At 71.3% G+C, this 14,293-nt stretch carries 9 protein-coding genes; 5 read left to right on the top strand and 4 right to left on the bottom strand.

What is annotated here, in order from left to right; genetic code table 11:
• The first annotated feature begins 33 nt into the window (after positions 1-33).
• From OG948_RS41130 to OG948_RS41120, 3 genes are all read left to right on the top strand, one after another.
• On the top strand, positions 34-4,608 hold the full coding sequence (locus OG948_RS41130) for a HAMP domain-containing protein (RefSeq protein WP_331770081.1): 4,575 nt from the start codon (positions 34-36) through the stop codon (positions 4,606-4,608).
• Positions 4,609-4,662: 54 nt separating this feature from the next.
• Positions 4,663-7,215 (top strand): SpoIIE family protein phosphatase, encoded by a 2,553-nt coding sequence (locus tag OG948_RS41125; RefSeq protein ID WP_331770080.1) that lies wholly within the window; start codon positions 4,663-4,665, stop codon positions 7,213-7,215.
• Between the two features lie 144 nt (positions 7,216-7,359).
• Positions 7,360-7,782: an ATP-binding protein gene (locus OG948_RS41120; protein ID WP_331770079.1), complete on the top strand. Its 423-nt coding sequence runs from the start codon at positions 7,360-7,362 to the stop codon at positions 7,780-7,782.
• Positions 7,783-7,906: 124 nt separating this feature from the next.
• On the opposite strand, the gene OG948_RS41115 is transcribed toward OG948_RS41120, so the two are convergent.
• The gene (locus tag OG948_RS41115) at positions 7,907-8,530 is read right to left on the bottom strand and encodes a hypothetical protein (protein ID WP_331770078.1); all 624 of its coding nucleotides are present in this window, start codon (positions 8,528-8,530) and stop codon (positions 7,907-7,909) included.
• 5 nt (positions 8,531-8,535) lie between these two features.
• On the bottom strand, positions 8,536-8,826 hold the full coding sequence (locus OG948_RS41110) for a hypothetical protein (RefSeq protein WP_331770077.1): 291 nt from the start codon (positions 8,824-8,826) through the stop codon (positions 8,536-8,538).
• A gap of 491 nt (positions 8,827-9,317) precedes the next feature.
• On the opposite strand from OG948_RS41110, the gene OG948_RS41105 reads away from it, so the two are divergent.
• On the top strand, positions 9,318-10,583 hold the full coding sequence (locus OG948_RS41105; protein WP_331770076.1) for a pyridoxal phosphate-dependent aminotransferase: 1,266 nt from the start codon (positions 9,318-9,320) through the stop codon (positions 10,581-10,583).
• Positions 10,584-10,627: 44 nt separating this feature from the next.
• Here OG948_RS41105 and OG948_RS41100 read toward each other — a convergent pair whose 3' ends face one another.
• Both OG948_RS41100 and OG948_RS41095 read right to left on the bottom strand, forming a co-directional pair.
• On the bottom strand, positions 10,628-11,512 hold the full coding sequence (locus OG948_RS41100; protein WP_331770075.1) for a MurR/RpiR family transcriptional regulator: 885 nt from the start codon (positions 11,510-11,512) through the stop codon (positions 10,628-10,630).
• Positions 11,513-11,644: 132 nt separating this feature from the next.
• Positions 11,645-13,132: a SpoIIE family protein phosphatase gene (locus OG948_RS41095; RefSeq protein WP_331770074.1), complete on the bottom strand. Its 1,488-nt coding sequence runs from the start codon at positions 13,130-13,132 to the stop codon at positions 11,645-11,647.
• Between the two features lie 389 nt (positions 13,133-13,521).
• On the opposite strand from OG948_RS41095, the gene OG948_RS41090 reads away from it, so the two are divergent.
• On the top strand, positions 13,522-13,788 hold the full coding sequence (locus OG948_RS41090) for a GlsB/YeaQ/YmgE family stress response membrane protein (protein WP_331770073.1): 267 nt from the start codon (positions 13,522-13,524) through the stop codon (positions 13,786-13,788).
• Positions 13,789-14,293: the final 505 nt, after the last annotated feature.

Raw genomic sequence — 14,293 nt, 5'->3', positions numbered from 1 at the left:
GGTCACCGGGGACCGAGACGAGGTTGCGATTTCATGACCGATACTGCGGACACCGGTGAGGTTCCCGCCCCGCGTGCGCGGGCGCGGCGCAAGACGGACGTCGTCGGCAACGCGGAACTGCGGCAACTCCTGGCCGGATTGACCGCCGTTCGCGACGGCGATTTCGGCACCCGGTTGCCCGACGACGGCGATGGTCTCCTCGGCGAGATCGCCGGGGTGTTCAACGGCATGGTCGACCAGTTGGCGTTGTTCACCTCGGAAGTCACCCGGGTGGCCCGGGAGGTGGGGTCGGAGGGCACCCTGGGCGGGCAGGCCGGCGTGCCCGGGGTGTCCGGGACATGGGCGGATCTGACCGATTCCGTCAACGCGATGGCGGGCAATCTGACCACGCAGGTCCGCGACATCGCCCAGGTCGCCACCGCCGTGGCGCGCGGCGACCTGTCGCAGAAGATCGACGTGGACGCGCGCGGCGAGATCCTGGAGTTGAAGAACACCGTCAACACGATGGTCGATCAGCTCTCGGCGTTCGCGGACGAGGTCACCCGGGTGGCCCGCGAGGTGGGCAGCGAGGGTCGGCTGGGCGGGCAGGCGCAGGTCCCCGGTGTCGGCGGGGTCTGGCGCGACCTGACGGACTCGGTGAACTTCATGGCCGGGAACCTCACGGACCAGGTGCGCAACGTCGCGCAGGTGACGACCGCGGTCGCGTTGGGCGACCTGTCACAGAAGATCACCGTCGACGCGCGCGGCGAGATCCTGGAGTTGAAGAACACCATCAATACGATGGTCGATCAGCTCTCGGCGTTCGCGGACGAGGTCACCCGGGTGGCCCGCGAGGTGGGCACCGACGGGCGGCTGGGTGGGCAGGCCGACGTCAAGGGCGTCTCCGGCACCTGGCGCGACCTGACGGACTCGGTGAACTTCATGGCCGGGAACCTCACCTCCCAGGTGCGGTCCATCGCCCAGGTCGCCACCGCGGTGGCGCAGGGCGACCTGTCGCAGAAGGTCCGGGTGGACGCGCGCGGCGAGATCCTGGAGTTGAAGAACACCATCAATACGATGGTCGATCAGCTCTCGGCGTTCGCGGACGAGGTCACCCGGGTGGCCCGCGAGGTGGGCACCGACGGGCGGCTGGGCGGGCAGGCCGACGTCAAGGGCGTCTCCGGCACCTGGAAGGACCTGACCGAGTCCGTCAACGTCATGGCGGACAACCTCACCGCGCAGGTGCGTTCCATCGCCCAGGTGACCACCGCCGTCGCACAGGGCGACCTGTCGCAGAAGATCCGGGTGGACGCGCGCGGCGAGATCCTGGAGTTGAAGGAGACCATCAATACGATGGTCGATCAGCTCTCGGCGTTCGCGGACGAGGTCACCCGGGTGGCCCGCGAGGTCGGCACCGAGGGCAACCTCGGGGGACAGGCCACGGTCCGCGGCGCCTCCGGAACCTGGAAGGACCTCACCGACAACGTCAACGTCATGGCGTCCAACCTGACCGGACAGGTGCGCTCCATCGCCCAGGTCGCCACCGCCGTCGCGCGCGGCGACCTCTCCCGCAAGATCACGGTCGAGGCCAAGGGCGAGGTCGCCGCCCTCGCCGAGGTCATCAACACCATGGTCGACACGCTCTCCGCGTTCGCCGACGAGGTCACCCGGGTGGCCCGCGAGGTCGGTACCGAGGGCATCCTGGGAGGCCAGGCCCGGGTCCCGAACGTGGCCGGCACCTGGAAGGACCTCACCGACAACGTCAACTCGATGGCGAACAACCTCACCGGGCAGGTCCGCAACATCGCGCTGGTCACCACCGCGGTCGCCAACGGCGACCTGTCGAAGAAGATCGACGTCGACGCGCGCGGCGAGATCCTGGAACTGAAGACGACCATCAACACCATGGTCGACCAGCTCTCGTCCTTCGCCGCCGAGGTCACCCGGGTGGCCCGCGAGGTCGGCAGCGAGGGCCGCCTCGGCGGACAAGCCGAGGTCGAGGGCGTCTCCGGGACCTGGAAGCGGCTCACCGAGAACGTCAACGAACTCGCCGGCAACCTCACCCGTCAGGTACGCGCCATCGCGGAGGTGGCCAGTGCCGTCGCCGAGGGAGACCTGACCCGTTCGATCACCGTCGACGCCTCCGGCGAGGTCGCCGAACTCAAGGACAACATCAACGCGATGGTGGGTTCGCTGCGCGAGACCACGCTCGCCAACGAGGAACAGGACTGGCTCAAGACGAACCTGGCGCGGGTGTCCGCGCTCATGCAGGGCCACCGCGACCTGGCGGTCGTCGCCGAACTGGTGATGGACGAGCTCACCCCGCTGGTCTCCGCGCAGTACGGCGCCTTCTACCTCGCGGAGGAGACCGGATCGGGAACGGTGCTGCGCCTGATCGGTTCGTACGGCATCGGCCTGGACGACGCCCACGCGTCGGGCATCCCGCTGGGCCGGACCCTGGTGGGTCAGGCCGCCCGCAGCAGGCACACCATCGCCGTGGACGACATCCCGGCCGACTACGTGGTCTCCTCCGGGCTGGGTCGCACCGCACCCACGGCGCTGATCGTGTTGCCCATCGTGGTGGAGGAGCAGGTGCTCGGGGTCATCGAACTCGCCTCGATCACCGCGTTCACACCGGTCCACCGCGGCTTCCTCGACCAGCTCATGGAGAACGTCGGCGTCAACGTGAACACCATCGTCGCCAACGCGCGCACCGACGAACTCCTCGCCGAGTCCCAGCGCCTGGCCGGCGAACTGCGGGCGAGGTCGGAGGAATTGCAACACCAACAGGAGGAACTCCAGCACTCCAACGAGGAACTCGAGGACAAGGCCGCGCTGCTCGCGTCGCAAAACCGCGACATCGAGGCCAAGAACCTGCAGATCGAACAGGCCCGGCAGGAACTCGAGGACCGGGCGCGCCAGTTGACACTCGCGTCGAAGTACAAGTCGGAGTTCCTGGCGAACATGAGCCACGAACTGCGCACGCCGTTGAACAGTCTGCTCATCCTCGCGCAACTCCTGGCGCAGAACCCCACCCGCAACCTCAGCCCCAAGCAGGTGGAGTACGCGGGCATCATCCACTCCGCGGGCTCCGACCTGCTGCAGTTGATCAACGACATCCTGGACCTGTCCAAGGTCGAGGCCGGCAAGATGGACGTGCACACCGAACGCGTGTCCGTGCGGCGACTCCTCGACTACGTCGAGGCGACGTTCCGGCCCATGACCACGCAGAAGAGTCTGTCCTTCGACATCACCACCGGCCCCGGCGTGCCGACCGACCTGCTCACCGACGACTCGCGACTGCGGCAGATCCTGCGCAACCTGCTGTCCAACGCGGTCAAGTTCACCGACCGCGGCCGGATCGCCCTGCACATCGAAACGGCGGGCGGCCACGAGATCCCGCAGGGCGTACACCTCGGCGGCGCGGTCGTGGCCTTCCATGTGCGCGACACCGGGGTGGGCATCGCCGAACACCAACTCGAGACGATCTTCGGCGCGTTCCAACAGGCCGACGGCACCACGAGCCGCAAATACGGCGGGACCGGCCTGGGCCTGTCCATCAGCCGCGAGATCGCCCACCTCCTCGGCGGCGCCATCATCGCCGACAGCACGCCCGGACAGGGCAGTACGTTCACCCTGTACCTCCCCGTCGTGCACACGGTCTCCACCACCACCTCCTCGGCGACCGACGAGCAGCCCGTCGCCCCCTTCGCCCCCGACGCCGACCCCCTGGAACGACGGCCGCTCGAGCACGCCGCGCCGCCGGCGAAGCGCCGCGTACTCGTGGTCGAGGAGCGACCGCACGGCCTGCTGAGCCTGGTCGCGCAAAGCGCCGTCGCCGACATCGCCGCCGGTGGCCACGACGGCGGCGCCGGCCCGGGCGTGGACGTACTGACCGTCGTGGACGCCCAGGAGGCCGCCGGTACGCTCGCCACGGCGCCCTGCCACTGCGTGGTACTGGACCTGGACATGCCCGACGGCCAGGCACTGATCCTGCTCGACGCCCTCGACGCCGACTCCGCCTCGGCGAACGTGCCCGTGCTGGCGCACAACAGCCGTCGACTGCCCCAGGAACAGGCCCGCGCACTCCAGGCCCGCGCGGACAGCAAACCCCTGGAACTGCTGTCCGGACTGGACGAACTCCGCGAACGCATCGCGCTGCACCTGTCCGCGGAACAACCCGGCGACGTACTGCCCCTGGTCCACGCCACCGGACGCACCCAGCACACGGCACCGGCCGTCGACGGCTCGTTCACCGGCCGCACCGTCCTGGTCGTCGACGACGACGCCCGCAATCTCTACGCGCTCAGCGGCATCCTCGAACTGCACGCCGTCAACGTCCTGCACGCCGAGAACGGCCGCGAGGGCATCGCCACCCTCGTCGCCCATCCCGAGGTGGATCTCGTCCTGATGGACGTGATGATGCCCGAAATGGACGGCTACACGGCCACCACCGAGATCCGACGCATGCCCCGCTACGCCGACCTGCCGATCATCGTCGTCACCGCCAAGGCCATGCCCGGCGACCGCGACAAGAGCCTGGCCGCGGGAGCCAGCGACTACGTCACCAAGCCCGTCGACACCGACGACCTGCTCGCCGTCCTGCGACGCTACCTCGTGCACTCCTGAGACAACCGCCCCACCGGCGCCCCTACCGCCACCACCTCGGGAGCGAACACCTCGATGAGCAACATCCCGCCCCCTCGCGAGCCGGCGGCGCACGACGCGGAGGCCCCCGCCGCGGACGCCCGCGCGCACGTCGGCGAGCCCGCCGCGGCACCGTTCCGGGACGGGGGTCGCGCCTCCGCCCCCGGCACCCCACCGTCCGACCCCGCCTCCGGCGCGAACGGCGCCGGCCACGATGCCGCGACCCCCGCACCGGAGTCGACCCCGCGGACCCCACTCGACACCGCGTCCGCGGTGGGCCGACTCGCGGCGACCGTCGAACGCCTGAGGCGCGAGATCCAGGCCGCGCACGCCGCCGCCGACGGCCGAGCCCTGATCGAGCTGGCCAAAGGCATCCTGATCGAACGCCTGCGCTGCGGCCCCACCGAAGCGGCCCGGCAACTCGCCACCCTGGCCGAGCAGTCCGGCGTGACCCGGATGGAGCTCGCCGCCGACATCGTCGACCGCACCGCGGCCGACCGCCTCACCGAAGCCGCCTGCGACTTCGTCACCGAGACCGCCACACCGCCACCGGGGGCGCCCCGCGACGCCGGACCCGTGAGCGTGCGTCTGCGTACCGCGGAAAGCGGCGCGTGTGCCGCCGGCGACACACAGGCCGTCGCCCAGTCCCTCCTCGAACACGCCCTCGCGCCGCTGGGGGCGACCGCCGTCGCGGTCTGGGCCGTCGCGCCCGACTCCTCCCTCACCCTCGCCGGCAGCGCCGGCTTCACCGACCACGAGGCGGCCCGCTGGAGGCACGTTCCGCCCGGAGTGGTGACCATCGCCCGCCAAGCCCTGGCCGACCTCGCCTGGACGTGGACCCCCGCGTTGTCCCAGGCGCAGATCCCCTCCATCGGTCAACACCACCTCACCGGCGCCCGCTCCGCCACGCCGGCCGGCACCGGCGGCCGGGTCCACGGCATCCTGGAGATCTGCTGGCCGCACCCCCTGCCCGAGCAACCCGCGCGCGTGCGACGCCAGATCGAGGCCCTGGCCGAACTGTGCGCGCACACCCTCGAGGCACACCCGGCCCCCGGGGACACCGATACGGCGCACGCCGCCACCGTTGATCTCGTGGAAATCGCGAACTGCCTCCACGACCCCGCGCTGGTCCTCGCGCCCTGGCTCGATCAGGACGGCCAACTGGTCGACTTCCGCGTCCAGCACCTCAACGGCCGCTTCCTCGACCCCGCGGGACGCCCCGCCAACCTGATCAACGGCGCACTCCTCCTCGAGGCGTATCCCCTCGCCGCCACGGCCGGAGGCCTGTACGACATCGTCGAACGCGTCTACGCCACAGGCGAGTCCTACCGGGCCGAAAGCCTCACCCTCACCGCCCTCGTGGACCAGGTCCGCCTCGATGCGATCGCCGACGTCGCCGTCAGCCGCCACGCGAACGCCATCCTGCTCGTCTGGCGCATCGAACGCGAGTCCGCCCGACTCGCGCGTCTGCTCCAGCACGCCCAGCGCCTGGGCCGCATCGGCGGCTTCGAGGAGGATCTCACCACCGGCGTGATCACCTGGAACGACTCGCTGTTCGCGCTTCACGGCCTCCCTCCCACGGCACCACCGGTCGCCCTGACGGACCTGCCCGAGCACGCGCACCCCGACGACGCCGCCGCGCTCACCCGCTTCCTGCGCACCCTGGTGGACCGCCGCCGGCACGCCACGGTCTCCTTCCGCATGGAACGCTCCGACGGGGTCACCCGACGCATTCGCATCGTCGCCGAACCCGTCCTGGGCACGGACGAGCAACTGTTGGCGATCCGCGGCGCCTACCAGGACGTCTCCGCCCAGCACTGGACCGAGGTGGCCCTCGCGGCGACCCGCGACCGCCTCGCGCACAGCGAACAGGAGTCCGGCGAACGCAACCGCCTCGCCCGCCAGTTGCAGCACGCCATCATGCCGCCCACGCACGCCCCGCCGAACGTCGACGGCCTGCACGTCGCCGTCCGCTATCGGCCGGCCGAATCCGACACCGCCGTCGGCGGAGACTGGTACGACACCCTCGTCCTGCCGTCCGAACGGATCCTGCTGTGCGTCGGTGACGTGGCCGGCCACGGCATCGACGCCGCCACCAGCATGATCGTGCTACGCAACGCACTGCGCGGCCTGGCGATCACCGGTGCCGGCCCCGCCCAGCTCCTCACCTGGCTCAACACCGTCACCCACCACCTCACCAACGACGTCACCGCGACCGCGATCTGCGCGCTGTACGACCCGAGCACCCGCATCATGCGCTGGGCCCGCGCCGGCCACCTGCCTCCCATGTGCATTCGCGACGACACCGCCCACTACCTGCCCCTGCTCGCCGGGCCCCTCCTGGGCGCCTTCGCCGAGGCCACGTATGTCGAGGGGGAGATCCGCTTCGAACTCGACGACGCGTTGTTGCTCTTCACGGACGGCCTGATCGAACGCCGCGACCACTCCCTCGAAACGTCCCTGGATCAGCTCCTGACCACCGCCTGCGCGCCCGCACCGACCTTGGACGACCGGCTCGACCGGATCCTCACGCACAGCCGAGCCGACACCGACGACGACACCTGCGTGGTGGGAATCCAGATCACCTGACGGGAGGGAATCGACTCCGAGGCGCGGTGGTGTTCCCCTCGGACGGCTCACGGCGGCCGGGCAGGCGTGGGTCGGACCGTCCAGGGCAGACGCCCTCCGGCGGCCGTCGGCCGTGACCGTCGGCCGTGAAGAGGAGGGAACGACATGGCGGACATGCGTGCCGTGGGGTGGGCGCGATCCTTCCCCGTCTCCGGAGGCATCGAGGCGGGACGACGCTGGACCCGGGACCACCTCAGGTCCCTGCCCTGGACGAAAGACGCACCCGAGACGGTGGACGACGTCCTGCTCACCGTCTCGGAACTGATCACCAATGCCCACGTGCACGCGCACAGCACCGCCCACCTCGTCCTGGCCTGGGACAACCGATGCCTGAACGTCTACGTCAGTGACACCGGCCCCGGCCTGCCCGTCGTACGCGGGGAGGGCGACACGCCGGCGACGTCGGGGCGCGGTCTGGCCATCGTCGACGCGGTCGCCGACGAGTGGGAGACCCACCCCGTTCCGCACGGCAAGGCGGTGATCGCCTGCTTCCATCCGCCGGGACACGATCCGCACGCGGCAGGCTGACCCTCGCGCCGCCGGATTCGGCCCGATCGCAACGATGCCGAGGACTTCGTCGCCGGTGCCGGGTTCCCGGGCCGGGACGCGTGGGCAGCGTCCCGGCCACGGGCCATCGTCGGATGTGCGGGTGCTACGCCGGCTTCGTGCGGACGAACGAGTCGCTCTCGCCTTCCGTCCAGTCGAAGGTGAGCGTCTTCCCGTTGCCGCTCACCACGGCTTTGCCACGGGCCGTCATCCCCTGGCAGTTCAACGTCACGCTCGCGGTCGCGGACAACGTTCCCGAGCACTTCGTCGAGCCCGCCGTCAGTGACACCGCCGTCCCGTCGACGGTCAGCACACCCAGCGCGCCGTCCCCACGCCGCACGGGCACGTACCAGGTGCCCTGGAACGCCGCGCCGGCGCCACCCTCGGCCGGGGCCGAGGTGCGCGGTTTCGTGGTCGTCGGCCGGGACGACGGCGCGCCGGTGGTGCCCGGTCGCGAGGACGCCCTCGGGCTTCCACTCGCGGCCGGTGTCGACTCCCGCGCGTCCGACGGCGGCGTGGATGCCGCGGTGTCGGGGCCCGCCGTCGCGGACGGTGCCACCGGCGGGGGCGTACCGGACGCCTTCGCCCCGCCGCCGTTCCCGTCCGAGCAGCCTGCCACGGCGATGGCCGCCAACACGGCGGCGGCGACCGACGCGCCACGGCGCGCGCGGGTCGCGGATCTACGGTTTCCGGCGGTTCGGGTCCCGGTCGAGCGGGCCTTGCTCCTCACCCGGATCACCGCTTCGACAAATCGGCCTCGCACTGCAAGGCCTGGGATGTCTCACCCCGTTTGAGCGTCTTCTCGTCGACGACCTTGCCGTCCAGACGTACCCGGCACGTGACCGTCTCCTCGGGCGCCTCCGACGCGGAGGCGTAGACGGTCATGTGCATGAGCGTCTCGGGCGTGCTCACCTCGATGCTCTTCGTCCATCCGGACGGGACGGCCTTGGCCTCCTCCCCGTCGGAGTTCGGGTCGTCGATGCTGTACCGCACGTCGACCGGCCCCCGGCCGGCCACTTCGTACACGACGGTGTGCTTCGACGACCCTCCACCACCGTCGTCACTCGAACAACCGACCACAACAAACGACCCCGCAAGAGCGACGGTCGCAGCGATGACTGCGCGCAAAACTCTTCCCCCGTCTTCGTGACTTCTTCGGCGGACTCGCGTGTGGCCCACACTCGAGGGCACGCTGTCCACGGCCGGGACCAGCCGCAATCGGCGATCCCGCAAAGGCCGTTCGGCCCTGACGGCCGAGCACGGCGGCGACGATACACGCAACCTCCGTCAATCCCGCAGCCGTCGTGCGTTTCCCGCTCGCACACTTCGCGAGGCAACGAGGTCGCGACGAACGGCCGGCCCGCGACCGGGACTTGCGCCCACTCGCCCCGTCACGGCCTCCGGGCGTGATGATCGGGTGGCTGTTCGGGATCGATTTCATGCACCCTCTTTTGCATTCTTTGGTTGGATGCAACGCTTGTTGCAGAAAGGTTCCGATCTCGGGGAAGTGATGGACCATGACGAATCATTCGGCGACCCTCGCCATCGACGAACGGCTGCGGGCCCGTCGGGCCGCGGGTGAGAAGGTCCTGCATCTGGGCTTCGGCGAAGCGGGGTTGCCGGTGCCGCCGGCCGTCACCGAGGTGCTCGCCGGTGCCGCCGGCCGGAACGGCTACGGTCCGGTCGCCGGTTCGGTCGAGGCCCGGGAGGCCGCCGCGGGGTGGTTCTCGCGGCGTGGTCTGCCGACCGACGCCGACCGGATCCTGTTCGCGCCCGGAAGCAAGGCACTGTTGTACGCGTTGCTCACGGCCATTCCCGGGGACGTGGTCCTTCCGTGCCCGGCGTGGGTGACCTACGCGGCGCAGGCCGCCCTGGCGGGCAAGCGGGTGATCGGTGTGCCCATTCCCGAAGAGGCCGGCGGCGTACCCGACCCCGCGCTGCTGGAACAGGCCCTGAAGGACGCCCGGGCCGACGGCGCCGACCCCGGCATCCTGATCCTGACCGTGCCGGACAACCCGACCGGGACGGTGGCCCGTGCCGAGCACGTCCGCGACGTCTGCGCGATCGCCGAGCGATTCGGGCTCGCGGTCGTCTCGGACGAGATCTACGCGGAACTGTGCCACGCGGACCGGGAGGCACCGCGAGCGGCGCGACACCTCCCGGAACGGACCGTGGTCACCTCGGGTCTGAGCAAGTCGATGGCGCTGGGCGGTTGGCGGATCGGCTTCGCCCGAGTACCCGACGGGGAGTGGGGAGACCGCCTGCGCGCGGACCTGATCGGGGTGGCCAGCGAGATCTGGTCCGGTCTGGCCGCACCGATGCAGGCCGTCGCGACCCACATCCTGGGCGACCCGCCGGAGATCCTCGCCCATGTCCGGGCCGCCCGTGCCCTCCACGACGTCGTCGCCCGCGCCGTGCACGCCCGGTTCACCGCCGCCGGGGCCCTGTGCCGGCCCCCGGAGGCCGGGTTCTACCTGTATCCGGACCTCGAGCCGCTGCGCCGGAACCTCGCGGCGCAAGGCATCCACGACGGAGCCGCCGTGTCGACGGCGCTCCTGGAGCGACACGGCGTCGGCGTACTGACCGGGGAGGCGTTCGGCGACCGCGCCGGCGCGCTGCGGTTCCGGGTCGCGACGAGCCTGCTCTACGGCGACACCGACGCGGAGCGATGGCAGACCCTGCACAGCGACGATCCGCTGGCCCTGCCCTGGGTCGCCGCGTCGCTGGAACATCTGCGCGACGCCCTCACCGGGCTCACCACGCCCACCGCGAGCCCGCGATGACCACGGACGAGGCGGCCAGTGGATCACGCGCGGCTCACACGCCCCTACCGCCCGCCGTACACGTCGAAGTCCCGGAGCAGCCCCTCCTCCTCCAACAGGATGGCGCGTGCCTGCGGACCCCGGAGTTCGGCGACGCCCGCGGCGAGTGCCTGGATCAGCGACGTGAAGGCGGTCATCGAACGCAATACCGACGGCCCCGCTGCATCGACGTATAGGACGTACTCTCCCGAAGCCGCCAGCGGGGACGCGGGGTTGTCGGTCAGCGCCACGCTCCGCGCCCCGCGTTTGCGCGCCCACGCGGCGGCCCGGACGATCTCGGCGCTGTAGCGGTGGATCGAGATGGCCACGAAACAATCGCCCGCGCGCACCCGACGCAGGCTGTCGATGAGCGTGCCCGCTCCCAGGTCGACGGTCTCGACGTCGTCGTGCATCATCCGCAGCAGATACGCGAGCAGGTAGGCCGGACCATGGCACTTGCGCAGCCCCATCACGTGCACACGCGGCGCTTCGGCCAGTGCGCGCACCGCTCCCCGCCAGGTCTCGGGATCCACCCGTGCGAACGTGCGGGCGATGTTGGCCGTGTCGAACGCGGCGACGCGATCCAGCAGATCCCCGCCCTCGGCGAGACGTTCGAGGTTGTCGTAACGGCGCAGAAGCTGGGCCTGTTCGCGCAAACGTTCCCGACACAGCTCGGTGAGCCCGGGATACCCCCTCAGCCCCACACTCGTGGCGAAGCGCACGACCGTCGCCTCGTTGACCCCCACCGCCGACGCCAGATCGGACACCGTCATGAACGCCACCCCCTCGGGGTCCGCCATGACACGATCCGCGAGCAACCGCTGCGACCTGGTCAGTCCCGCCTCCCGTTCGCGCAGGACGAGCACGAGATCGTCATAGGTGCCCGGCGGGGTGTTCGCGATATCGGCCATGCCCGGGATTCTCCCGCGCCCACGCGCCGGGCGAAACGGAGCACCCCGCTGCGGCTCGGCCCTGCGCGGCTCGCGCCGACGGGCGTGATGCTCGCCGGGCGCCGGGCGCGGTGCCGGCTACGGCGGCGGTTGCTACAGCGGCAGGATCATCAGGGCGGTGTCGTCGGTGGCGCCGTCGGGCGGGAGGAGGTCGGCGAGGAGCGCGTCGGCCAGGGACTCGGGGGCGAGGGTGCGGTGGCGTGCGAGGGCGTGGGCGAGACGGGTGAGGGATGCGTCGATGTCTTCGCTGCGGCGTTCGACCAGGCCGTCGGTGTACAGGACCAGGGTCGCTCCGGTGGGGTACCCGATCGCCGCCTGGGGGCGCGGCAGGTGTTCGGGGTGGGCGCCGAGCGGCGGATCGGTGGCCCGGTCGAGGAAAGTGACCGAGCCGTCGGGGCCGAGCAGTGCGGGCGGGAGGTGCCCCGCACTGCTGTAGAGGAGACTGCGGCGCGCCGGGTCGACGATCACGGCCACCGCGGTCGCGGACTCCGCGCCGGGCACCGAGCGCGCGTGCAGCCCGAGCGCCTCCAGGGCGTGGGCGGGCCCGTCGGCGATGCGCAGGGTCGCGGTGAGGGCGCTGCGGAGCTGACCCATGACGGCCGCGGCCTTCAGGCCGTGTCCGACCACGTCGCCGACCGCGACGGCGGTGCGTCCCCGGGGCAGGTCCACCAGGTCGTACCAGTCGCCGCACACGTTCAGCGCCCCCTGTGCGGGGCGGTACCGCACCGCCGCGGCGGCGAGCCCGGCGTGCGGCGACGGCGCGGGCAGCATGGCGCTTTGCAGGACGAGCGCCACTTCGCGTTCGCGGGCATAGGCCCCGCGCAGGCGTTCGTTGACGTCCTGGAGCTCCCGGGCGCGGTGGTACAGCTCCGCCTCCATGAAGCTCGCGGGGCTTTCGTGGCTCCCGCTCTTGGCTCGTAGGAGTTCGGTGACCTCCTCGACCCGGTGCAGCACCCACTGCACCCGGCCGCCGGAGTCGAGGACCGGGACGTTGAGAATGCTCCAGTACCGCTCGTCCCACACGCCGGGCTCGCCGGGCGGCTGCGTGTCGTACCGCTGTATGGCCATCGCGTCGCGCTGTCCGGTGGTCGCCACCCGGCGCAGCGACGCGGCGAGATTGCGCGTGCCGGTCGCCGACCGGTCGTGGGGATTGTCCGGGAACGCGTCGAAGATGTACCGGCCGATGAGCTCCTCGCGTCGGCGCCTGGCCAGGAGCAGGTACGCGGGGTTCGCCTCCACATAGACCAGCTCCGGCGTCAGCAGTGCCACCCCGGTCGGCAGCGCCTCGTACACCGCGTGGAAATCCACATGCCGGTCGGCCCGGCCGGCCCGGACGGGCGCCGCCGCGTCCTCGCCGGTTCCCGAGCCGACATCGTCGGTGAGGCCCGGGCCGTCGGCCGGGCCGGGGCCGGGTGCGGCGGCGGTGGAACGCGCGGCGGAACCATCGGTCGGATCGAGGTCCGGAACGGCGTCGGGGGGAATACGGTGGCGCGTCGCCCCTGCCCGCGGCTGCCGGCCGGCCCGGTCGTTCGTCCCGCCGTCCATGTTGCCGTCGGCTCGATGGCTCGTGGACGCGCCCATGGCCACCACCCTTCGTTGGTGAAGCCCCGAGCCCGTTCGCCTTCCACCGTACGCGCGCGGAACACCGGCCACATGTGCCGTGCCGGACCCGGGGGCCGCGTCCGGCGCGGGCCGCTCGCACGGCGGCCGGCCTCGTCCGCGGCCCGGGCCCGCTTCCGTGGGCTCCCACACGCGCGGACCCGCCGGCATACCGTTCGCCGAACAGGGCAGTAGCGGGTTGGTCGGACGGTGGGTACGCGCGGCCCGCGCGGCAGCCCCCGTTCGCGGAACAAAGGCGTAGCGACCCGCGTCGGTCGGCGGTTCGTCCCCTGGCCGGCCCGCCGATTCGCGGTGCCGCCCGGGCCCGAGTGGCACCGCTTCGCCGTCGTCTTCGAAGGGCAGGACACACCGTGGGCATCCTCGCGTGGATCATTCTCGGCCTCATCGCGGGAGTCATCGCCAAGCTCCTGCTCCCGGGACGTGATCCCGGTGGGTGTCTGATCACCATGCTGATCGGCGTCGCCGGCGCGGCCCTGGGCGGGTGGATCGCCGCCGAGGTCTTCGACCGCCCCTTCGAGAAGCACTTCTTCGATCTCAAGACCTGGGGTGCGGCGATCGGCGGATCGCTGATCCTGCTGATCCTGTATCGCATCATCTTCGTCCGCACCCGACGTTGAGCGCAGGCGTCCACGAGGACGGCGTCCGTACCCGAATCCCATGCGGGCACGGACGCCGTTCTCGTGCGATCGGACCCGTCCGGATCACCGACGACGGCCGTGGGCGAGATGTCTCCGGGACGCGAGTGACCGACAACCGCACCGGGTTCGTGGGCTTGGAGTGGGCTCGCAATCGTGCACGAGCAGGGCGTGTCCGGCTTGCCTGCCACCGCGGTCCGGCCGTGTCCGGCGACCGTGGGTGGGCTCCAAGCCCGCCCGCCGGAGGTCCGGGTCCACCCGGACCCGGACGAGGCCCGATCCGAGGTTCCGATTGTGAGTACGCACGTTCCGCACGTCGCCGACGACGGTGCCGATCCGCGCACGCTCGCGTCGTTCCGCGGCCGGGTGCCGGGATGTGCGCTCGTCGAGGACGACGACCCCGAGGCAACGGTGATGTCGTCGGACGCCCGTCGTCGCACTCTCCGTGAGCCTTCCGATACCGGATCGGAAACGGCGGCGCCCATAT

The organism is Embleya sp. NBC_00888, from assembly GCF_045207655.1.
In the GTDB taxonomy this organism is placed as follows: domain Bacteria; phylum Actinomycetota; class Actinomycetes; order Streptomycetales; family Streptomycetaceae; genus Embleya.
The sequence above is the reverse complement of the archived record's forward strand: the minus strand, read 5'-3'. Positions and strand labels throughout refer to the sequence as shown.